At 66.1% G+C, this 14,066-nt stretch carries 13 protein-coding genes and 1 pseudogene; 7 read left to right on the forward strand and 7 right to left on the reverse strand.

Going from position 1 to position 14,066, the window contains the following annotated elements:
* Positions 1–5 precede the first annotated feature (5 nt).
* A complete protein-coding gene (locus HMUK_RS01805; protein WP_012807920.1) occupies positions 6–413 on the forward strand; it encodes a hypothetical protein in 408 nt (135 codons plus the stop codon).
* Between the two features lie 11 nt (positions 414–424).
* On the opposite strand, the gene HMUK_RS01810 is transcribed toward HMUK_RS01805, so the two are convergent.
* Both HMUK_RS01810 and HMUK_RS01815 read right to left on the reverse strand, forming a co-directional pair.
* On the reverse strand, positions 425–1,153 hold the full coding sequence (locus HMUK_RS01810; RefSeq protein ID WP_012807921.1) for an NAD(P)/FAD-dependent oxidoreductase: 729 nt from the start codon (positions 1,151–1,153) through the stop codon (positions 425–427).
* Between the two features lie 90 nt (positions 1,154–1,243).
* A complete protein-coding gene (locus HMUK_RS01815) occupies positions 1,244–2,461 on the reverse strand; it encodes an ABC transporter substrate-binding protein (protein ID WP_012807922.1) in 1,218 nt (405 codons plus the stop codon).
* Positions 2,462–2,562: 101 nt separating this feature from the next.
* Here HMUK_RS01815 and HMUK_RS01820 point away from each other — a divergent pair.
* A pseudogene (locus HMUK_RS01820) lies at positions 2,563–3,231 on the forward strand (FecCD family ABC transporter permease); the annotation flags it as partial.
* Positions 3,232–3,539: 308 nt separating this feature from the next.
* Complete coding sequence (locus HMUK_RS01825; protein WP_012807924.1) at positions 3,540–4,727, forward strand: ABC transporter substrate-binding protein; 1,188 nt, start codon at positions 3,540–3,542, stop codon at positions 4,725–4,727.
* Between the two features lie 163 nt (positions 4,728–4,890).
* Here the strand turns inward: HMUK_RS01825 and HMUK_RS01830 are convergent, their stop codons facing one another.
* Both HMUK_RS01830 and HMUK_RS01835 read right to left on the reverse strand, forming a co-directional pair.
* Positions 4,891–5,826: an NAD-dependent epimerase/dehydratase family protein gene (locus HMUK_RS01830; RefSeq protein ID WP_012807925.1), complete on the reverse strand. Its 936-nt coding sequence runs from the start codon at positions 5,824–5,826 to the stop codon at positions 4,891–4,893.
* A gap of 473 nt (positions 5,827–6,299) precedes the next feature.
* Positions 6,300–7,247 carry an oxidoreductase gene (locus HMUK_RS01835; protein ID WP_012807926.1) on the reverse strand — a complete coding sequence of 316 codons (948 nt, stop codon included), beginning with the start codon at positions 7,245–7,247 and terminating at the stop codon, positions 6,300–6,302.
* Between the two features lie 132 nt (positions 7,248–7,379).
* On the opposite strand from HMUK_RS01835, the gene HMUK_RS01840 reads away from it, so the two are divergent.
* Positions 7,380–7,664: a translation initiation factor eIF-1A gene (locus HMUK_RS01840; protein ID WP_079979638.1), complete on the forward strand. Its 285-nt coding sequence runs from the start codon at positions 7,380–7,382 to the stop codon at positions 7,662–7,664.
* Between the two features lie 69 nt (positions 7,665–7,733).
* Here the strand turns inward: HMUK_RS01840 and HMUK_RS01845 are convergent, their stop codons facing one another.
* The 3 genes from HMUK_RS01845 to thiE all read right to left on the reverse strand — a co-directional run bounded on the left by HMUK_RS01845 (position 7,734) and on the right by thiE (position 10,836).
* Entirely contained in the window at positions 7,734–8,030 is a 297-nt protein-coding gene (locus tag HMUK_RS01845; RefSeq protein WP_012807928.1) for a hypothetical protein, read from the reverse strand.
* 115 nt (positions 8,031–8,145) lie between these two features.
* A complete protein-coding gene (locus HMUK_RS01850; protein ID WP_012807929.1) occupies positions 8,146–10,083 on the reverse strand; it encodes an ABC transporter ATP-binding protein in 1,938 nt (645 codons plus the stop codon).
* Positions 10,084–10,200: 117 nt separating this feature from the next.
* Positions 10,201–10,836 (reverse strand): thiamine phosphate synthase, encoded by a 636-nt coding sequence (gene thiE / locus HMUK_RS01855; protein WP_012807930.1) that lies wholly within the window; start codon positions 10,834–10,836, stop codon positions 10,201–10,203.
* Positions 10,837–10,945: 109 nt separating this feature from the next.
* Here thiE and HMUK_RS01860 point away from each other — a divergent pair, with 109 nt between their 5' ends.
* From HMUK_RS01860 to HMUK_RS01870, 3 genes are all read left to right on the forward strand, one after another.
* Positions 10,946–11,887, forward strand: coding sequence for an AEC family transporter (locus tag HMUK_RS01860; RefSeq protein WP_012807931.1), 942 nt, complete (start codon positions 10,946–10,948; stop codon positions 11,885–11,887).
* 578 nt (positions 11,888–12,465) lie between these two features.
* A complete protein-coding gene (locus HMUK_RS01865; protein ID WP_012807932.1) occupies positions 12,466–12,846 on the forward strand; it encodes a hypothetical protein in 381 nt (126 codons plus the stop codon).
* A gap of 75 nt (positions 12,847–12,921) precedes the next feature.
* Complete coding sequence (locus tag HMUK_RS01870; RefSeq protein WP_012807933.1) at positions 12,922–14,064, forward strand: site-2 protease family protein; 1,143 nt, start codon at positions 12,922–12,924, stop codon at positions 14,062–14,064.
* Positions 14,065–14,066: the final 2 nt, after the last annotated feature.

Below are 14,066 nucleotides of genomic sequence, written 5' to 3' on the forward strand. Positions count from 1 at the left end.
AACATATGTCACATAGTGTCGACCGATCAGAGCTGACAGACACCGAACGGGCGGCACTGCACCGCCTGCAACTGGGTGTCGAACACGTCCACCGAGGGTACGGGTCGCTGCTGGCCTGTCATCACAGCATCGGCCACGGGATGGACCACTTCGAGGCCGCCCGCGAACTGCTCTCTGAGGCGGGCCACGAGGCGTACGCCGAGGCACTGAGAGAGGAGATCCTTCCGGCGGGGTTCGTCGACGACCGGTGGACGTACGAACTCGTCGACGCGGCCCGGACCGGGTTCGTCGACGACGTAGCGACGCTCGAAGCGGCGATCCGGGCTGACCTCGCCGACGGCGAACAACACGTCAGCGAGCGACGGCTACAGCGCCGCTGGCGAAGGCGAGCTGCGGGGCGAGACGGAGAGTAGCGACGACGGCGTCACTCGGTGAGGCTCGGGTGGGTCTCCGGTGGCTCCGGATGGGGGTCGGCGAGCGTCTCTCGCAGTCGCGCCCGAGCCCGTTCTTCCCGCCGACGGCGTTCGTCGGCGTCGATCTCCTCACACCCCGGCGGCAGGTCGCGCCCGCGGTCGGTGAAATAGCCCTCGGGGACGACCCAGTCGTGGTAAAACGGCGCGTCGTCGTCGGTCAACAGCGTCACGGCGACCTCGGCCCCGTGGCCGGCACAGACGACGGCCTGGTGGGGTTTCTCGGCCAGCCGACCGGCCGCGTAGAGGCCGTCGACGCCGGTCCGCCCGTGCTCGTCCGTGTCGACGAAGGTCTTGCCCCGGTCGATCAGGCCGACGCCGTCGATCTCGCTCAGATAGCTCGTCTCGTTTTTCGTCGCCGCGATCACGGAGTCGCTCGTGTACCGCTCTCCGGCGTCGGTCTCGACGGTGAAGCCATCGGACCGGTGAGTGACGGTCTCGACGGTCGCCAGCCGCCGCTCGGCCCCCGCCCGCTGGGCCTGTTCGCCCAGCAGATCGAGGAACTGGCGGGCGTCGATCCCGGCCGGAAAGCCGGGGACGTTCTCCAGGTGAGCGTTACGCCGGAGGATCGAGCCGCCGGCATCGAGCACGAGCGTCTGGAAGTCGGCGCGGGCGGTGAAGACGCTGGCCGACAGGCCGGCGACGCCGCCGCCGACGACCACTACGTCGTAGCGTTCGGGCACGTGTCTGGGTCGCGTTCGGAGCGGGTATAGCAGCGTCGAATCGTTCGGTCGGCCGTGGAACGTCTCGGTCGGACACCGCCGATCGACACGTCAGCGCGTGACGATCTCGGCGACTCGCTGGCGGTCGAAGAGCCGTTCGCCCTCGTGGATCTCCGGATAGTGTTCGCCGTCGGTGTAGGCCGGCCACTCGCCGAAGATCTCGGGATACAGTTGCTTCGCGCCCATCTCGATCTGGAAGAGGTTCATGATCGGCCCCTGGTAGCGCATCCCCGCGGGGTAGACGCGGTCGTTCTCGACCGCCGAGAGCCGGCTGCCGGAGGCGCTGTCTTCGAGCCGCGTGCGCGTGTCGGTGATGCTGTAGTTCGGCGTCATCCCCCAGAGGTGGAGGAACACGTCCGGATCGGCTTCTAGCATCGTCTCGTAGTCGACGGTCCCCCAGAGGCCGCCCCAGTCCTGGTCGGCGAAGGCGTCGTTCGCACCGAGCGGGCGCGTGTCGGCAAGCCAGTAGCCGGGCTCGTTGAGGTGGTACGTCCAGAAGGTCTCGCCGTCGCCCGAGAGGGTCGCACGCACCGCGGTCGGCCGGTCCTCGACGGGCGGGAGCTGTGACTGGATCCGCTCGACGAGATCGGCGTGGACGGCGGCCAGCGCCTCGTAGCGTTCGCGCTCTCGAAACACGTCGGCGACCGCGCCGAACAGCTCCCAGAGGTCGTAGTACTGGTAGTCGTCGTACCCCTCGGGCGGCTGGTCGTGGGTCCCGCTGTAGAAGTTCCCGAACCACGGGCCCAGCTGTGTCGCGACCTCGTCGACGTCGTCTGCGCCCCAGTTGTCCTGTGTCGTGACCCACGCCGGATCGGTCAGGTGTACGTCGGCGTCGTGGGTGTACAGCCGTTCTTTCGAGAAGCCGTCACTGAGTGGGTCCGACAGTCGCTCCCAGTCCAGCGAGACGCCGTCGAGATGGTGGTAGTAGTGGTTCATCGTCGGCCCGGACATCTCGGGGACGTAGACGCTCTGGACCGCGTCGCCGTGACCCAGCGCGACGGCCATATCGAGGTACTGTGGGTAGACGGTAAACACGGTCTCGGGGACGGCGTCGAACGACACCGTCCCGGCCGGCGACAGCGTGGCCGTGTGACCGGCGTCGGTCGTCGACTCCGTCTGTGTCCGAGGCCGGGCCGTGTCGTCGGGGGTCGATCCGTCGCTTTCGTCTGCCTCCGTCGCGTCGCTGCCCGCACAGCCCGCGAGAGCCGTCCCGGCGGCGATCGAACTCGCGACGAACCGTCGACGTGTCGAGGAGCGGTCGTCTGCCATTACTTTTCGGCTTGCCTAAAACAGCAAATGCCTTACGGTTTTTAGGCGAGCCGAATAAATCGGAACTGATACAAGTGATGTTAGGGACACCTAAAACAGATATGGCCGGGACCCACCCAACCGACACGCCCACCGAGGTGGGCCACCAGCGCAGTTGGCTCACCGGCCGTCTCGCGGCCTTCTGTCTCGCCAGCGCGGCGATCACAGTGTTCGCGGGGCTGCTACAGGTGAGCTTCGGCTCGTACTCGATGACGATCGCCGAGGCCTGGCGCTCGGTGTTCGACCCCTCGATCGTCTTCGACCCCGCCGTCTGGAACATCCGCCTGCCCCGCGTGCTCGTCGCCGTCGTCACCGGCGCGACGCTTGACGTCTCGGGTGCCATCTTTCAGGCGGTGGCCCGCAACGAACTCGCCAGCCCCTACATCCTGGGCGTCAGCTCCGGTGCGGGGCTGGCCGTCCTGCTGACGCTGGTCGTGTTCAGCGGCCTCACACCGTTCCTGCCGCTGATCGCGGCGGCCGGCGGGACCGTGGCGTTCGCGCTCGTCTACGCGATCGCCTGGAAAGGGGGGACCAGCCCGGTCCGGCTGGTACTTGCCGGCGTCATCGTCGGCACCGTCTTCCAGTCGCTCCAGACCGGCGTGTTCTTCTTCGCGGACGACCTCGTGGTCGTCCAGTCGGCGATCGCCTGGACGACCGGCTCGCTGACCGGCACCGACTGGGAGCAGGTGCGGCTGTCGATCGTCCCGGCGACGTTCGCGATCGTGCTCGCGCAGGCCGCCCGCTTCGCCGACAACCTCGTCGCGATGCGAGACGGCCAGCTGTACGACTGGGGCCCGCCCCGCGAGGTCGTCACCGAGCAGCTCCTCGCAGACGTGTTCGGCGTCGAGGCCCGCATCCAGCACGAACCGGAACTCCAGATCCTCCCCAGCGGGCTCTCTCGGAATGACCTAGCATCGATATTTCCGCGGCTTAATTTCTCAGATCTGGGGATTTATCCCCTGAATCGCTCTCATTCCGGCGTCGAACACACCAGTTAGATTCGCAAACCTTTACTACTTTTAGGCTAGCCTAAAAATTGATGACAGACGAATCACGCCGATCGCAGACACGACGGACCGTGCTGAAGACCGGGGCGACACTGAGCGTGGCCGCACTCGCCGGCTGCACCGAGTCGACCAGCGGTGGAGACGCTGACGAGAGCGCATCGACCACGACGGACGCGCCGGCCGACGCCACGACGACCACGGACGCGGACGCCGAGACGACCGCCGACACCAGCTACTCGGTCTCGATGGAGCCGGTCGGGACCGTCGAGTTCGACGAAGTGCCGGAGACCTGGGTCGCCAACAACGGTAGCTGGGCCGACATGGGGATCGCGCTGGGCCAGCAGCCCCCCGAGGGCGTCTGGCTGCCCGGACGCTACCACACGCAGTACTACGACGACATTCCCGGCGTCAGCGTCGACACAGACGAGATGACCGCGCTGTATCAGGACAGCGTCAGCAAAGAGCTGTTCTACACGCTGGATGGGGACGTACACGTCATCGATCCCAACTTCCTGCTAAATCGGTTCAAGGGCTGGGACCAGATCGATATCGACGAAGTCACCGACAACGTCGCGCCGTTCTTCGGCAACAGCATCTTCTCCGGGGGCTACACCTGGCACGAGGACTACCAGTACTACAGCCTGTACGAGGCCTTCGAGAAGCTCGCGGCCGTGTTCCAGCAGCGGGACCGCTTCGAGGCATTCAGCGCGCTCCACGACGACTTTCAGTCCTCGATCGACGACGTCGTCCCGCCGGAGGGCGAACGGCCCGAAGTCGCCATTATGTGGGCGGGCAGCGACGAACCAACGGAGTTCTCGCCGTATCTCGTCAGTCGGGGAACGAGCTTCAAGCAGTGGCGCGACCTCGGCGTCCGCGACGCGCTGGCCGAAACCGACGTGGAGGACTTCCACGAGAGCCGTGGCCGGATCGACTTCGAGACGCTGTTGAAGATCGATCCCGAGCACATCATGTTCCGCGGCCAGGAAGCAAAGAGCCGCGAGGCGTTCGAGGACACCATCCTCGCCTACATGGAGAACCACGAGGTTGCCAGCCAGCTCACTGCCGTCGAGAACGGCGACGTGTACCGCGGTGGTCCGCTGTACCAGGGTCCGATCACGAACCTCGTGCTCACCGAGCGAGCGGCCCACCAGGTCTACGACATCGACGAACAGCTGTTCGACCGCCAGCGCGTCGCGGACATCGTCAACGGCGAGTTCTGACGGCCCCGGAGAGTAGCGACAATCACAGCACGAACGCGATGGCCAACAGGACGGTCGAAGCCGCGACGATACCCGAAGACAAGGTGCTGGGACATCTCTGTGAACCCGGTCGCCATGTCGGTGTGAAAATTCGCGAGGATATTCTGGAGAAGTAAGAGCGCCGTTACGAGAGGTTGTCGGCGACGGCAGCGAGACCGTCTTCGTGCGTCGAATACGTCGGCACCCAGTCAGTGGCTTCGCGGAACTGTTCGTTCGACGTCGGCATGGAACTGGTGAAAAACCGCACGTTGTCTTTGCCGACGAACAGTTTGGCGAGCCAGCCAGGGATGCGACTCGGCTCGCCAGCGTCGAGGTGCTCGGCGAAGGTCGTGAGGAAGTCGGCCACCGTGACCGGTTCGTCGTCGACGACGTGGTAGGTTCCTTCGAGACCGTCTTCGGCAGCGGCGACGAACGCGTTCGCGGCGTCGTCGATGTGTATCGGAGAGACGACGGCGTCTTTCCGTCCGAACAATCCGCCACCGACGATCGGCATGTCACCGCTTTCGAGGTTCTCCGCGATGGTTCTGGTCTGCTCGGAGTCGGCCGCGTAGAACCAGCCACACCGGAGGACCGTCGCGTCGAACGGGCCGTCCCGTGCCGCAGTCGTAGCGATGTCTTCCGCGTCGGCGGCCGACTCGGTCGTCCGATCCGTGTTTCTGGGTGCGGTTTCGTCGAACGGGGACCCGTCTGGCTGACGGGCGACCCAGACGATACTCTGCTGGACGTACTGGTCCGCATCAACTTCTGCTGCCGCGGTGGTGAGATTCTCGACGCCTTCACGCCGGATCCGGTCGTTTTGCTCCCAGTCCGCTGGACTCGGTTTCGTTTCCGTGGGAATCGCCGTTGCCGCGTGGATCACGACGTCCGCACCGGTCGCCCCGCTCACGAGCGAATCGACGTCGAAGAGGTCTCCTCGATGGGGCTGCCCGCCGCGCTCCCGTACGATCTCGTCACCCTCTTCGTCTCTGGTCAGTCCGACCACCGTGTGATCGTTTGCGGTAAACTGCTCGACGAGCCGTTTCCCGAGGTCGCCCGTCGCACCGGCGATGAACACGTCCATACGGCGTGGAATGTAATGGGTGTAACATACAACTATCCATTCTAGTCTCCGCTGGAAAAATTTCGATCACTCCGTGTGCAGCTCGGCGGTGGACGCCGATTACGATTGCGACGCCGACGTTCCCCAGTTGAATTCCAGATACGCTACCGAGAGACGGCTGAGAGGGAGGGGCGCTCCTGGATCGTCGTCCGCCCCGCCGTATTGCCAGAACATCGACGGTCAGCGTCAGCTCGTCTCTGCGGGACTGTTCGTGCGACCACAGTCTCGAGACACACTCGACCCGATGGCGATCGAAACGATGTGGAGACTGCGACCGCCAGAATGCGACGACCTCCCTTCCAACATACGTGCTCCGATCGCCAAGTCACTGCATCGAGAAGGGGTTCGAGATGGCCGAGACGAACGTCGCACTGACGCTACAGCCGGCCGAGCCGATCGAGACGAGCGTCACACCACGGTAACTGTCCCGTGTGTCAGACGGCTGCCGCCGGCACCTCGAAGTCGTACTCGACGCCGGTCAGGTCCTCGGAGACGTGCCAGAGTCTGCTCGCCGTCGCCGCGTTGTACGAACGGGCGCTCGAATCCTGCACCGCGGGCGCACCGCGCATGTTCAGCAGTCCACCGGGGCCGACGTACTCGCCGCCGGAGATTCCGTCGTGGGTCGCCGCGTACAGCATCGGGAGCGCCCCTCGGGCCGCCGACTGGGCGACGAGGGCGTTGGCGGCCTGTGCGATCACAGCACCGATCGCACCCGCCCCCGCCTCGCCGGCCCGTCGCTGGAGGTCGCTGTCGGCGTAGCCGGGGTGACAGACCGCACTCGTCACGTCGATTCCCGCCTCGTCGGCACGTCGGTCGAGTTCGTAGCCAAAGAGGACGTTCGCGAGTTTGCTCTGTGAGTAGGCCGACCACCGACCGTACGATCGCTCGCCCTGGAGGTCTTCGAAGTCGATCTCGCCGTTCTGGTGGGCACCGCTGGACTGGGTGACGACGCGCGCGCCGTCGGTCGCGGCGAGCGCCTCCATCAGGTGGCCGGTCAGCGTGAAGTGACCCAGGTGGTTGATCCCGAGTTGCCGCTCGAAGCCGTCGGCGGTCTCACCACGGGGCAGCGCCATCACGCCCGCGTTGTTACAGAGCACGTGTAGCTCGCCGTATGCAGACGTAAACGCCTCGGCGAAGTCGGCGACGGTGTCGAGGTCGGCGAGGTCACACGCCATCACGTCGAGGTCGGCGTTGGCGACGCTGCGGTCGATCTCGCGCGCCGCGCGCTCCCCGCGCTCGGTCGAGCGACAGGCCATGACGACGGTCGCGCCCCGGCGGGCGAAGGCCTTCGTGGCCTCGTAGCCGATCCCGCTGTTCGCGCCAGTGACCACGACGGTTCGGTCGTCCAACGACGGCATGTCGCGTGCTGTCCAGTCAGTCATCACTGTCGCTAGCGGGTCGCCACACAGAAAGGTGGTACCAAACGGCGCTGTCGAGTCGACCGACCAACGGCCCGTGTGACACGCTACCTCGTCTCGCCGAATAGTTATCCGTCTCGGGCTCATCCTTATGTTGTGAGCGAGAATTCCGGGCGTCGAAACCTTCGAATGCCCAACGACGACGAGCTGTTCGCCGTAGTGACAGAGCACAACGGCGGCAATCACGTACGCGTGCAGTGCGAGGACGGCAAGGAGCGCATGGGCCGGATCCCCGGCCGCATGAAGTTCCGGACGTGGATCGAGACGGACGACGTGGTGCTGGTGGAGCCGTGGGACTGGCAGGACGAGAAGGCCAACATCGAGTGGCGCTACACCAGTCAGGACGCCGACCAGCTGCGGTCGGAAGGCCACATTCAGTAACGCTTCTCTCGCAGATTTGCCGTACGTGCCTACGCCGACGAGCGTGCGGGCTGTCGAAGTTATCCAGACTCACCGATCAGTTGAACTCAGTTCGGCCTCACTCTCTGACAGCGGCCAGTATGACCTGAAGAATAAGAAACCCCCGACCAGAAGGTAGCTAGCGGCACCGAACTCAACTGCCGACAAATGCCAGTGGACCAGCCACAGGGTTGCCCCAGACCCACCACCGACGATGATGCTGTCGATGACGGACTGAAGGGTGGTCGAGACAGTTCCAGCAGGCAAGATATCGTTAGTTTTCTTTCTTATTTTTTCATATCCGACTAAGATCACGGCCCAGAGCCCACCGACCCCGAACGCGCTCATGGATTCGATCACAGTTCTATTTGCTCACAGTTCTATTTTGCCTGCCGGAAACGTATATCCATTTGTCTGACAGGCCGAAAATATCGTTCGAGCCGTGGTAGACAGTTTTTCTGGACTACTCCGATCCGGTCTGTGCGCCCCACAGCTCCGCGTAGCGCCCGCCCTGCTGGCGGAGCGTGTCGTGGTCGCCCCGCTCGACGACCTCGCCGTCTTCCAGCACCAGAATCGTGTCCGCGCCGATCACCGTCGAGAGACGGTGGGCGACGACGAAGGTGGTGCGGTCCGCGGTCAGCGCGTCGAGACTCGCCTGGATGCGCTGCTCGGTGTCGGTGTCCACGTCGCTGGTGGCCTCGTCGAGGATGAGGATCTCGGGGTCCTGCAGGACGACGCGGGCGATGGCGATGCGCTGGCGCTGGCCGCCCGAGAGCTTGACGCCGCGCTCGCCGACGCGGGTGTCGTAGCCGTCGGGGAGGCGCTGGATGAACTCGTGGGCCTCGGCGGCCTCGGCAGCCTCGCGGACCGCTTCGTCGCTCTCGTCGAAGCGGCCATAGCGGATGTTCTCGCCGATGGTGCCGTCGAAGAGGAACGCGTCCTGGCTGACGTAGCCGACGTGCTGGCGCAGGCTCGCGAGTTCGAGGTCCCTGATGTCGGTGCCGTCGACCGCGACGCGGCCCTCGTCGACGTCGTACAGGCGAAGGAGCAGCCGACAGAGCGTAGACTTTCCGGCACCCGTCGAGCCGACGAAGGCGACGGTCTCGCCGGGCTCGGCCTCGAAGGAGACGTGCTCGATGACGGAGTCGTCGTCTCCCTCGTCACCGTCGAGCGCGGCGAACCCGCCGTCGGTCTCGGTCTCGTCGTCGGGGACGGCCGGGCCGTGGTCGTCGGTCAGCAACTCCGGATAGGAGAAGCACACGTCCTCGTAGGTGACCCGACCCTCGGGGTCGCCGAGACGCTTTGCGTCCTCGCGGTCGGTGATCCGCACCGGGATGTCGGCCAGACCGAACACGCGGGCCGCCGAGACCTTCGCGTTCTGGACCTCGTCGACGATGTTCGAGACCTCCGCCAGCGGCGCGACGAACCGCTGGGTCATGAACACGAAAGTGACGAAGACGCCGACGCTCAGATCGCCCGTCAGCGGCCCCGGCGCATCGAAGAGGATCCAGTAGCCCCCGACGAGGAAGGTCGCGGCGAAGGAGAAGCCGGCGAGCAGTTCCATCCCCGGCCGGTAGAAGTAGGAGAGTTTCAGCACGTCCATCGTCGTCTCGAAGACGCCGTGGGAGGCGTCACGCACCCGGTCGACCTCGTAGTCCTCGCTGCCGGTCACCTTCGCGAGGATCACGCCCGTGATCCCGTTCTCGATGCGCGTGTTAAAGTCCGCCATCGCGGACTGGCGTGCCTCGTAGCGCGGTTCGATCACACGCATGAACCAGACCGTGAAGCCGCCGATCAGCGGGATCGCCACGAGGGTCACCAGCGCGAGTTGCCAGTTGAGCGCGAAGAGGATCGCGGCGATCCCGAGCACCATCACGATCAGGCGCACGCCGTTCATCAGCGCGTTGTCGAGGAACAGTTCGAGGTTCTGGGAGTCGTTGCTCAGAATCGACATCACCTCGCCGGTCTGCTTGTCGTCGAAGAAGGCGGCGTCCAGCCGGAGCATCTTCTCGAAGCTGTCCGATCGCACGGAGTGCATCACGCCGTGGGCGAAGAAGTTTGCCGAGACGCCGTAGATCCAGGTGAACAGGGCCGTCGCGACGAAAGAGCCGGCGATCAGCGCCACCGAGAGCCAGAACTGCGCGACCTCTCCCGGGGGGATCCACGCCCGTGGCAGGAACAACAGCGAGTACTCGCTGGTCTCCTCGCGGAACAGCGCGTCGATGGCGGTCCCGAGCACGACCGGAGGCAACAGCGAGGCCGTCTGGGCCAGCAGGTTCGCGACGAGCCCGATCACGAGCCAGCGCGTCCGCGACGTGCCGTAGTCTGCGAACAACCGGACCAGCGGACGGTCGATCCGCGTCCGGTAGCGATCGAACGGCGTCTGCTCGTCGGTAGACATGTTCGACTGACTATCCAGTCAGGGGGTAAAACGGCGTCGGAACGATTCCGTCGTCCCGTCGTGGCTGTCCGTCGCGACCCTCGTCACCGCTGGCGAGTCGCGTCACGGAGTGAAGCGTCACTCCCGGGCGTCGTCGACGGTCTCGCTCAGCCGACGGGTGGCCGCCGCGGGGTCGTCCGCGGCGGTGATCGCCGTGATGACCGCGACGCCGTCGGCACCCGCGTCGACCACCGGAGCGGCGTTGTCGGGCGTGATACCGCCGATGCCGACGACCGGGATCGAGACGGCGTCTACGATGGTCGCGATCCGCTCGGGGCCGATCGCGTGCTCGTCGTCGTCGATGTCGTCCTTGCTCCCCGTCGCGTACACCGCGCCGACGCCCAGGTAGTCCGCACCGGCGGCCTCGGCGGCGACGGCGTCCTCGACGAACGAGACCGAGCGACCCAGGACGGCGTCCTCACCGAGCAGCTCACGGGCCACCGAGAGCGGGAGGTCGTCGTCGCCCAGATGAACGCCGTCGGCGTCGATCGCCCGGGCCAGATCGATCCTGTCGTTGACGATCAGCGGGACGCCGGCCGCGCGAGTCCGTTCGCGAACTCGACGGCCGATAGCGAGGCGCTCACGCGCGGTGAGATCCTTCTCTCGAAGCTGGACGACATCGACGCCGCCGTCGATCGCCGCCGAGACGATCTCGGGGGTCGACCGCCCGGCGGAGTGGCTGGCCTGCGTGACGAGGTAGACGCCGTAGTCCATGTGGGTGGCGTCGACCTCGGGGAAGTCACCGCTTTCGTTCGTCCCCGGCGAGCAGCGACGCGGCGGCCGAAGATAAAGAGTCAAACGTGGCAATCGGCTGGGGCTCGATATGGACTCGCTGTGGGCGCTCGCGGCCGGCGTCGACCTCGATCTGCTGGGGCGGTTCGCCTACATGCTCGCGCTGGTGGCCGTCGGCTTCGGCGCGCGCCGCCTCGGAGTGCTCACGAACGATCGTAACGAGCGACTCGGACAGGTCGCCTTCTACGTTCTGTTGCCCGCGCTCGTCTTCTCCTCGACCTACGACAAGCGACTGGGCGAGCTGGTCTCGGTCGCGCTCGTGGCGGGACTGGTCGTCGTCATCGGGACGCTGGTTGCCCTCTCGCTGGTGAGCAACCGCGGTGGCGACGACGACGTGCGCAGCGTGGCCGTGATCCAGTCGTACCACGGCAACTTCGGGTACTTCGGCGTGCCCGTCGTGGCGGCGACGCTGGGCTCGACCGCGGCGGCGACCGCGAGCATCATCCTCGGACTGGGGGCACTGATCCAGATTCCACTGACGATCCTCGTCCTCGTCCGGATCAACGAGACCGAGGCCGACTTCCTGGGGGAACTCCGGAACCTCGTGACGAACCCGATCTTGCTGACACTCGGCGTCGGTCTCGTCTTCGCGACGCTGCAACTGGACGTACCGACGGCCGCCGGGACCGGGCTCGACTGGCTGTCGACGCTCGCGCTCCCGGTCGCGCTGCTCGCGGTCGGGGGCTCGCTCGACCCGCGAGGTCCCGAGATTCCGCTGACTCGGACCGCCACGGTGGTCGGGCTGAAGGTGCTGGTGATGCCACTGATCGCGTGGCTCGTGTTCTCCGGGCTCGGAGCCGACGCGATGACGCGCAACGCCGCGCTCGTCATGTTCGGGGCTCCCACCGCCGTCTCCACGTACGTCTACGCCACGGAACTGGGCGGTGACTCCGCGTTTGCCTCCGTCAACGTCTTCGCGACGACGGTCGCCTCGATCGTCTCGCTTTTCTTCCTGTTGCTGGTGATTACGTAGCTGCCGCGGGTGCCTGGGCCAGACGGAAGCGCCGATAGCGGATCGGACACCACCCACTCACTGGCGGTTCAGATAAGAAATCAGGATCAGAAACTCGAAGCACCGAAAACCCTCGTCGCGCTCCGGCATTCTGTGACGGATATCTTCACTTCGTTCAGATAGTGCCGCCACAGAATGCCGGACCACGACTCGCCCTTTCATCCGCCAGGAGAGCACGCTCTCCTGAGCCTGTGCTCACCCTGTTCGCACAGACGCCAGGATTCGGCCGTTGAACCGTCTAGACCCTGGTGGATGAAAGGGCGAGCGCTGCGTGACGGCCTCGCCGTCACGTTATAGCCGGCCGGTCGAACCGGCCGGCCCTTGCGGGAACCCCGACGAAGGTGAGCCGAACGAAGAGAGGCGAACGTCGAGAGAGCTTGCTCTCTCGGAACAAGCACCGACTGGAGCGCAGCGAGTCGCGGGACCGCAACTGCGCGAGGGCTTTCGGTGTCTCCACCACTACGCTGACAGTCGCTTATCTGAACACTACTCACCCACTGGCCCGAAGGTATGTATGTCGTGGGCGTGGACGTTCGGACATGGTACTCGCTGGCCTCGTCGGATCGGTGGTAACGTTCCTCGTCAGCCTGCTGATCGGCGGGCTGGGCATCTACGTCGGTGCGAGAGTGATGACCGGCGACGGCGACTTCGAGCGGGCGGTGTGGACGGCGCTGTTTGCCGCGCTCGGCGTCGGCGTCGTCTCGCTGCTGGTCGGCTGGATCCCGCTGCTGGGTGGGCTCCTGGCGACGGTGCTGGGCTTCCTCGTCTACCTGGGCATCATCAACTGGCGCTATCCCGGCGGGTGGATCGACGCGGCCGGGATCGCGCTGATCGCGTGGCTCGCGTCGGTCATCGTGTTGACGCTCGTCAGCCGGTTGCTACCGGGAGGCGTCGGCGCGCTCGGCGTCGCGGGCGTCTGATCGCGCGACGAACGAAGCGGGGCGACCCGTTGTCGCGACCCAGACACGTATTACTGCGGAGCGACAGCTACCGGTATGCGCTCGTTCAAAGTCGCTCAGGTGTGGGGGATTCCGATCAAGATCCACATCTCGTTGCTCGTCGTGTTGCCGCTGTTCGCGTGGCTGCTGGGCAGCGGTCAGCAGATCGAACTGTACGCCGGCCTCATCGAGGGGCTGACCGGAGCACCGCTCGACACGGACGCGCTCACCGTCGACGGCGCGATCCCCTGGATCATCGGCTCGGCCGCCGCCGTCGGCCTGTTCGCCAGCGTCGCCCTGCACGAGCTGGGCCACGCCTGGGCCGCGCTGCGCTACGATCTGGAAGTCGAATCGATCACGCTGTGGATCCTGGGCGGTCTCGCCAGCCTCAGCGCGATCCCCCGCGAGTGGAACAAGGAGTTCTGGATCGCCGTCGCGGGGCCGGCCACCAGCGTGGTCACGGGACTGGCCTGCTACGGCGCGCTGTTCGTGATCCCGGCCTCCCAGCCGGTAGTCGTCTTCGTGGTCGGCTGGCTGGCGGTCACCAACGTCGTGCTCGCGGTGTTCAACATGGTCCCCGCGTTCCCGATGGACGGCGGCCGAGTCCTGCGAGCGCTGCTGGCCCGGAATCGATCCTACGCCGGGGCGACGCGAACGGCGGCGACCGTCGGGAAGCTGTTCGCGATCCTCTTCGGTGCCGCCGGGCTGCTGGGCGGGTTCAATCCGATGCTCGTCCTGCTGGCGCTGTTCATCTACGGGGCCGCGAGCAGCGAGTCCCGGACCGTCGCGCTGGGTGATCTGCTAGAGGGGCTGACCGTCACCGACATGGCGGCCGCGCCCGACGCCACCATCGAGGCCGACGCCACGGTCTCGGAGCTGGTGACCCGCATGTTCGCCGACCGCCGCACCGAGTTCGCGGTCGTCGAGGACGGGGACGTGGTCGGCGTCATCAGCGGCAACGACTTCCGGGCGGTCGCACCCGAGGAGCGCGAGACGACGACCGTCGCCGACCTGATGGCGACGGACCTGCCGACCTTCGACGGCTCGATGTCGGCCTTCGACGCGCTCGTGGCACTCGATCAGGCGCGGGCCAGCGAGGCGTTCGTCACGACCCCAGAGGGGACCCGCGTCGTCTCGCGGACGGACTTCGCGTCGGCGATGGAGATGCGGAAAGTGCTCGGCCGGGGCGAGCCGCTGTAAGG

Source organism: Halomicrobium mukohataei DSM 12286, from assembly GCF_000023965.1.
GTDB classification, from domain to species: domain Archaea; phylum Halobacteriota; class Halobacteria; order Halobacteriales; family Haloarculaceae; genus Halomicrobium; species Halomicrobium mukohataei.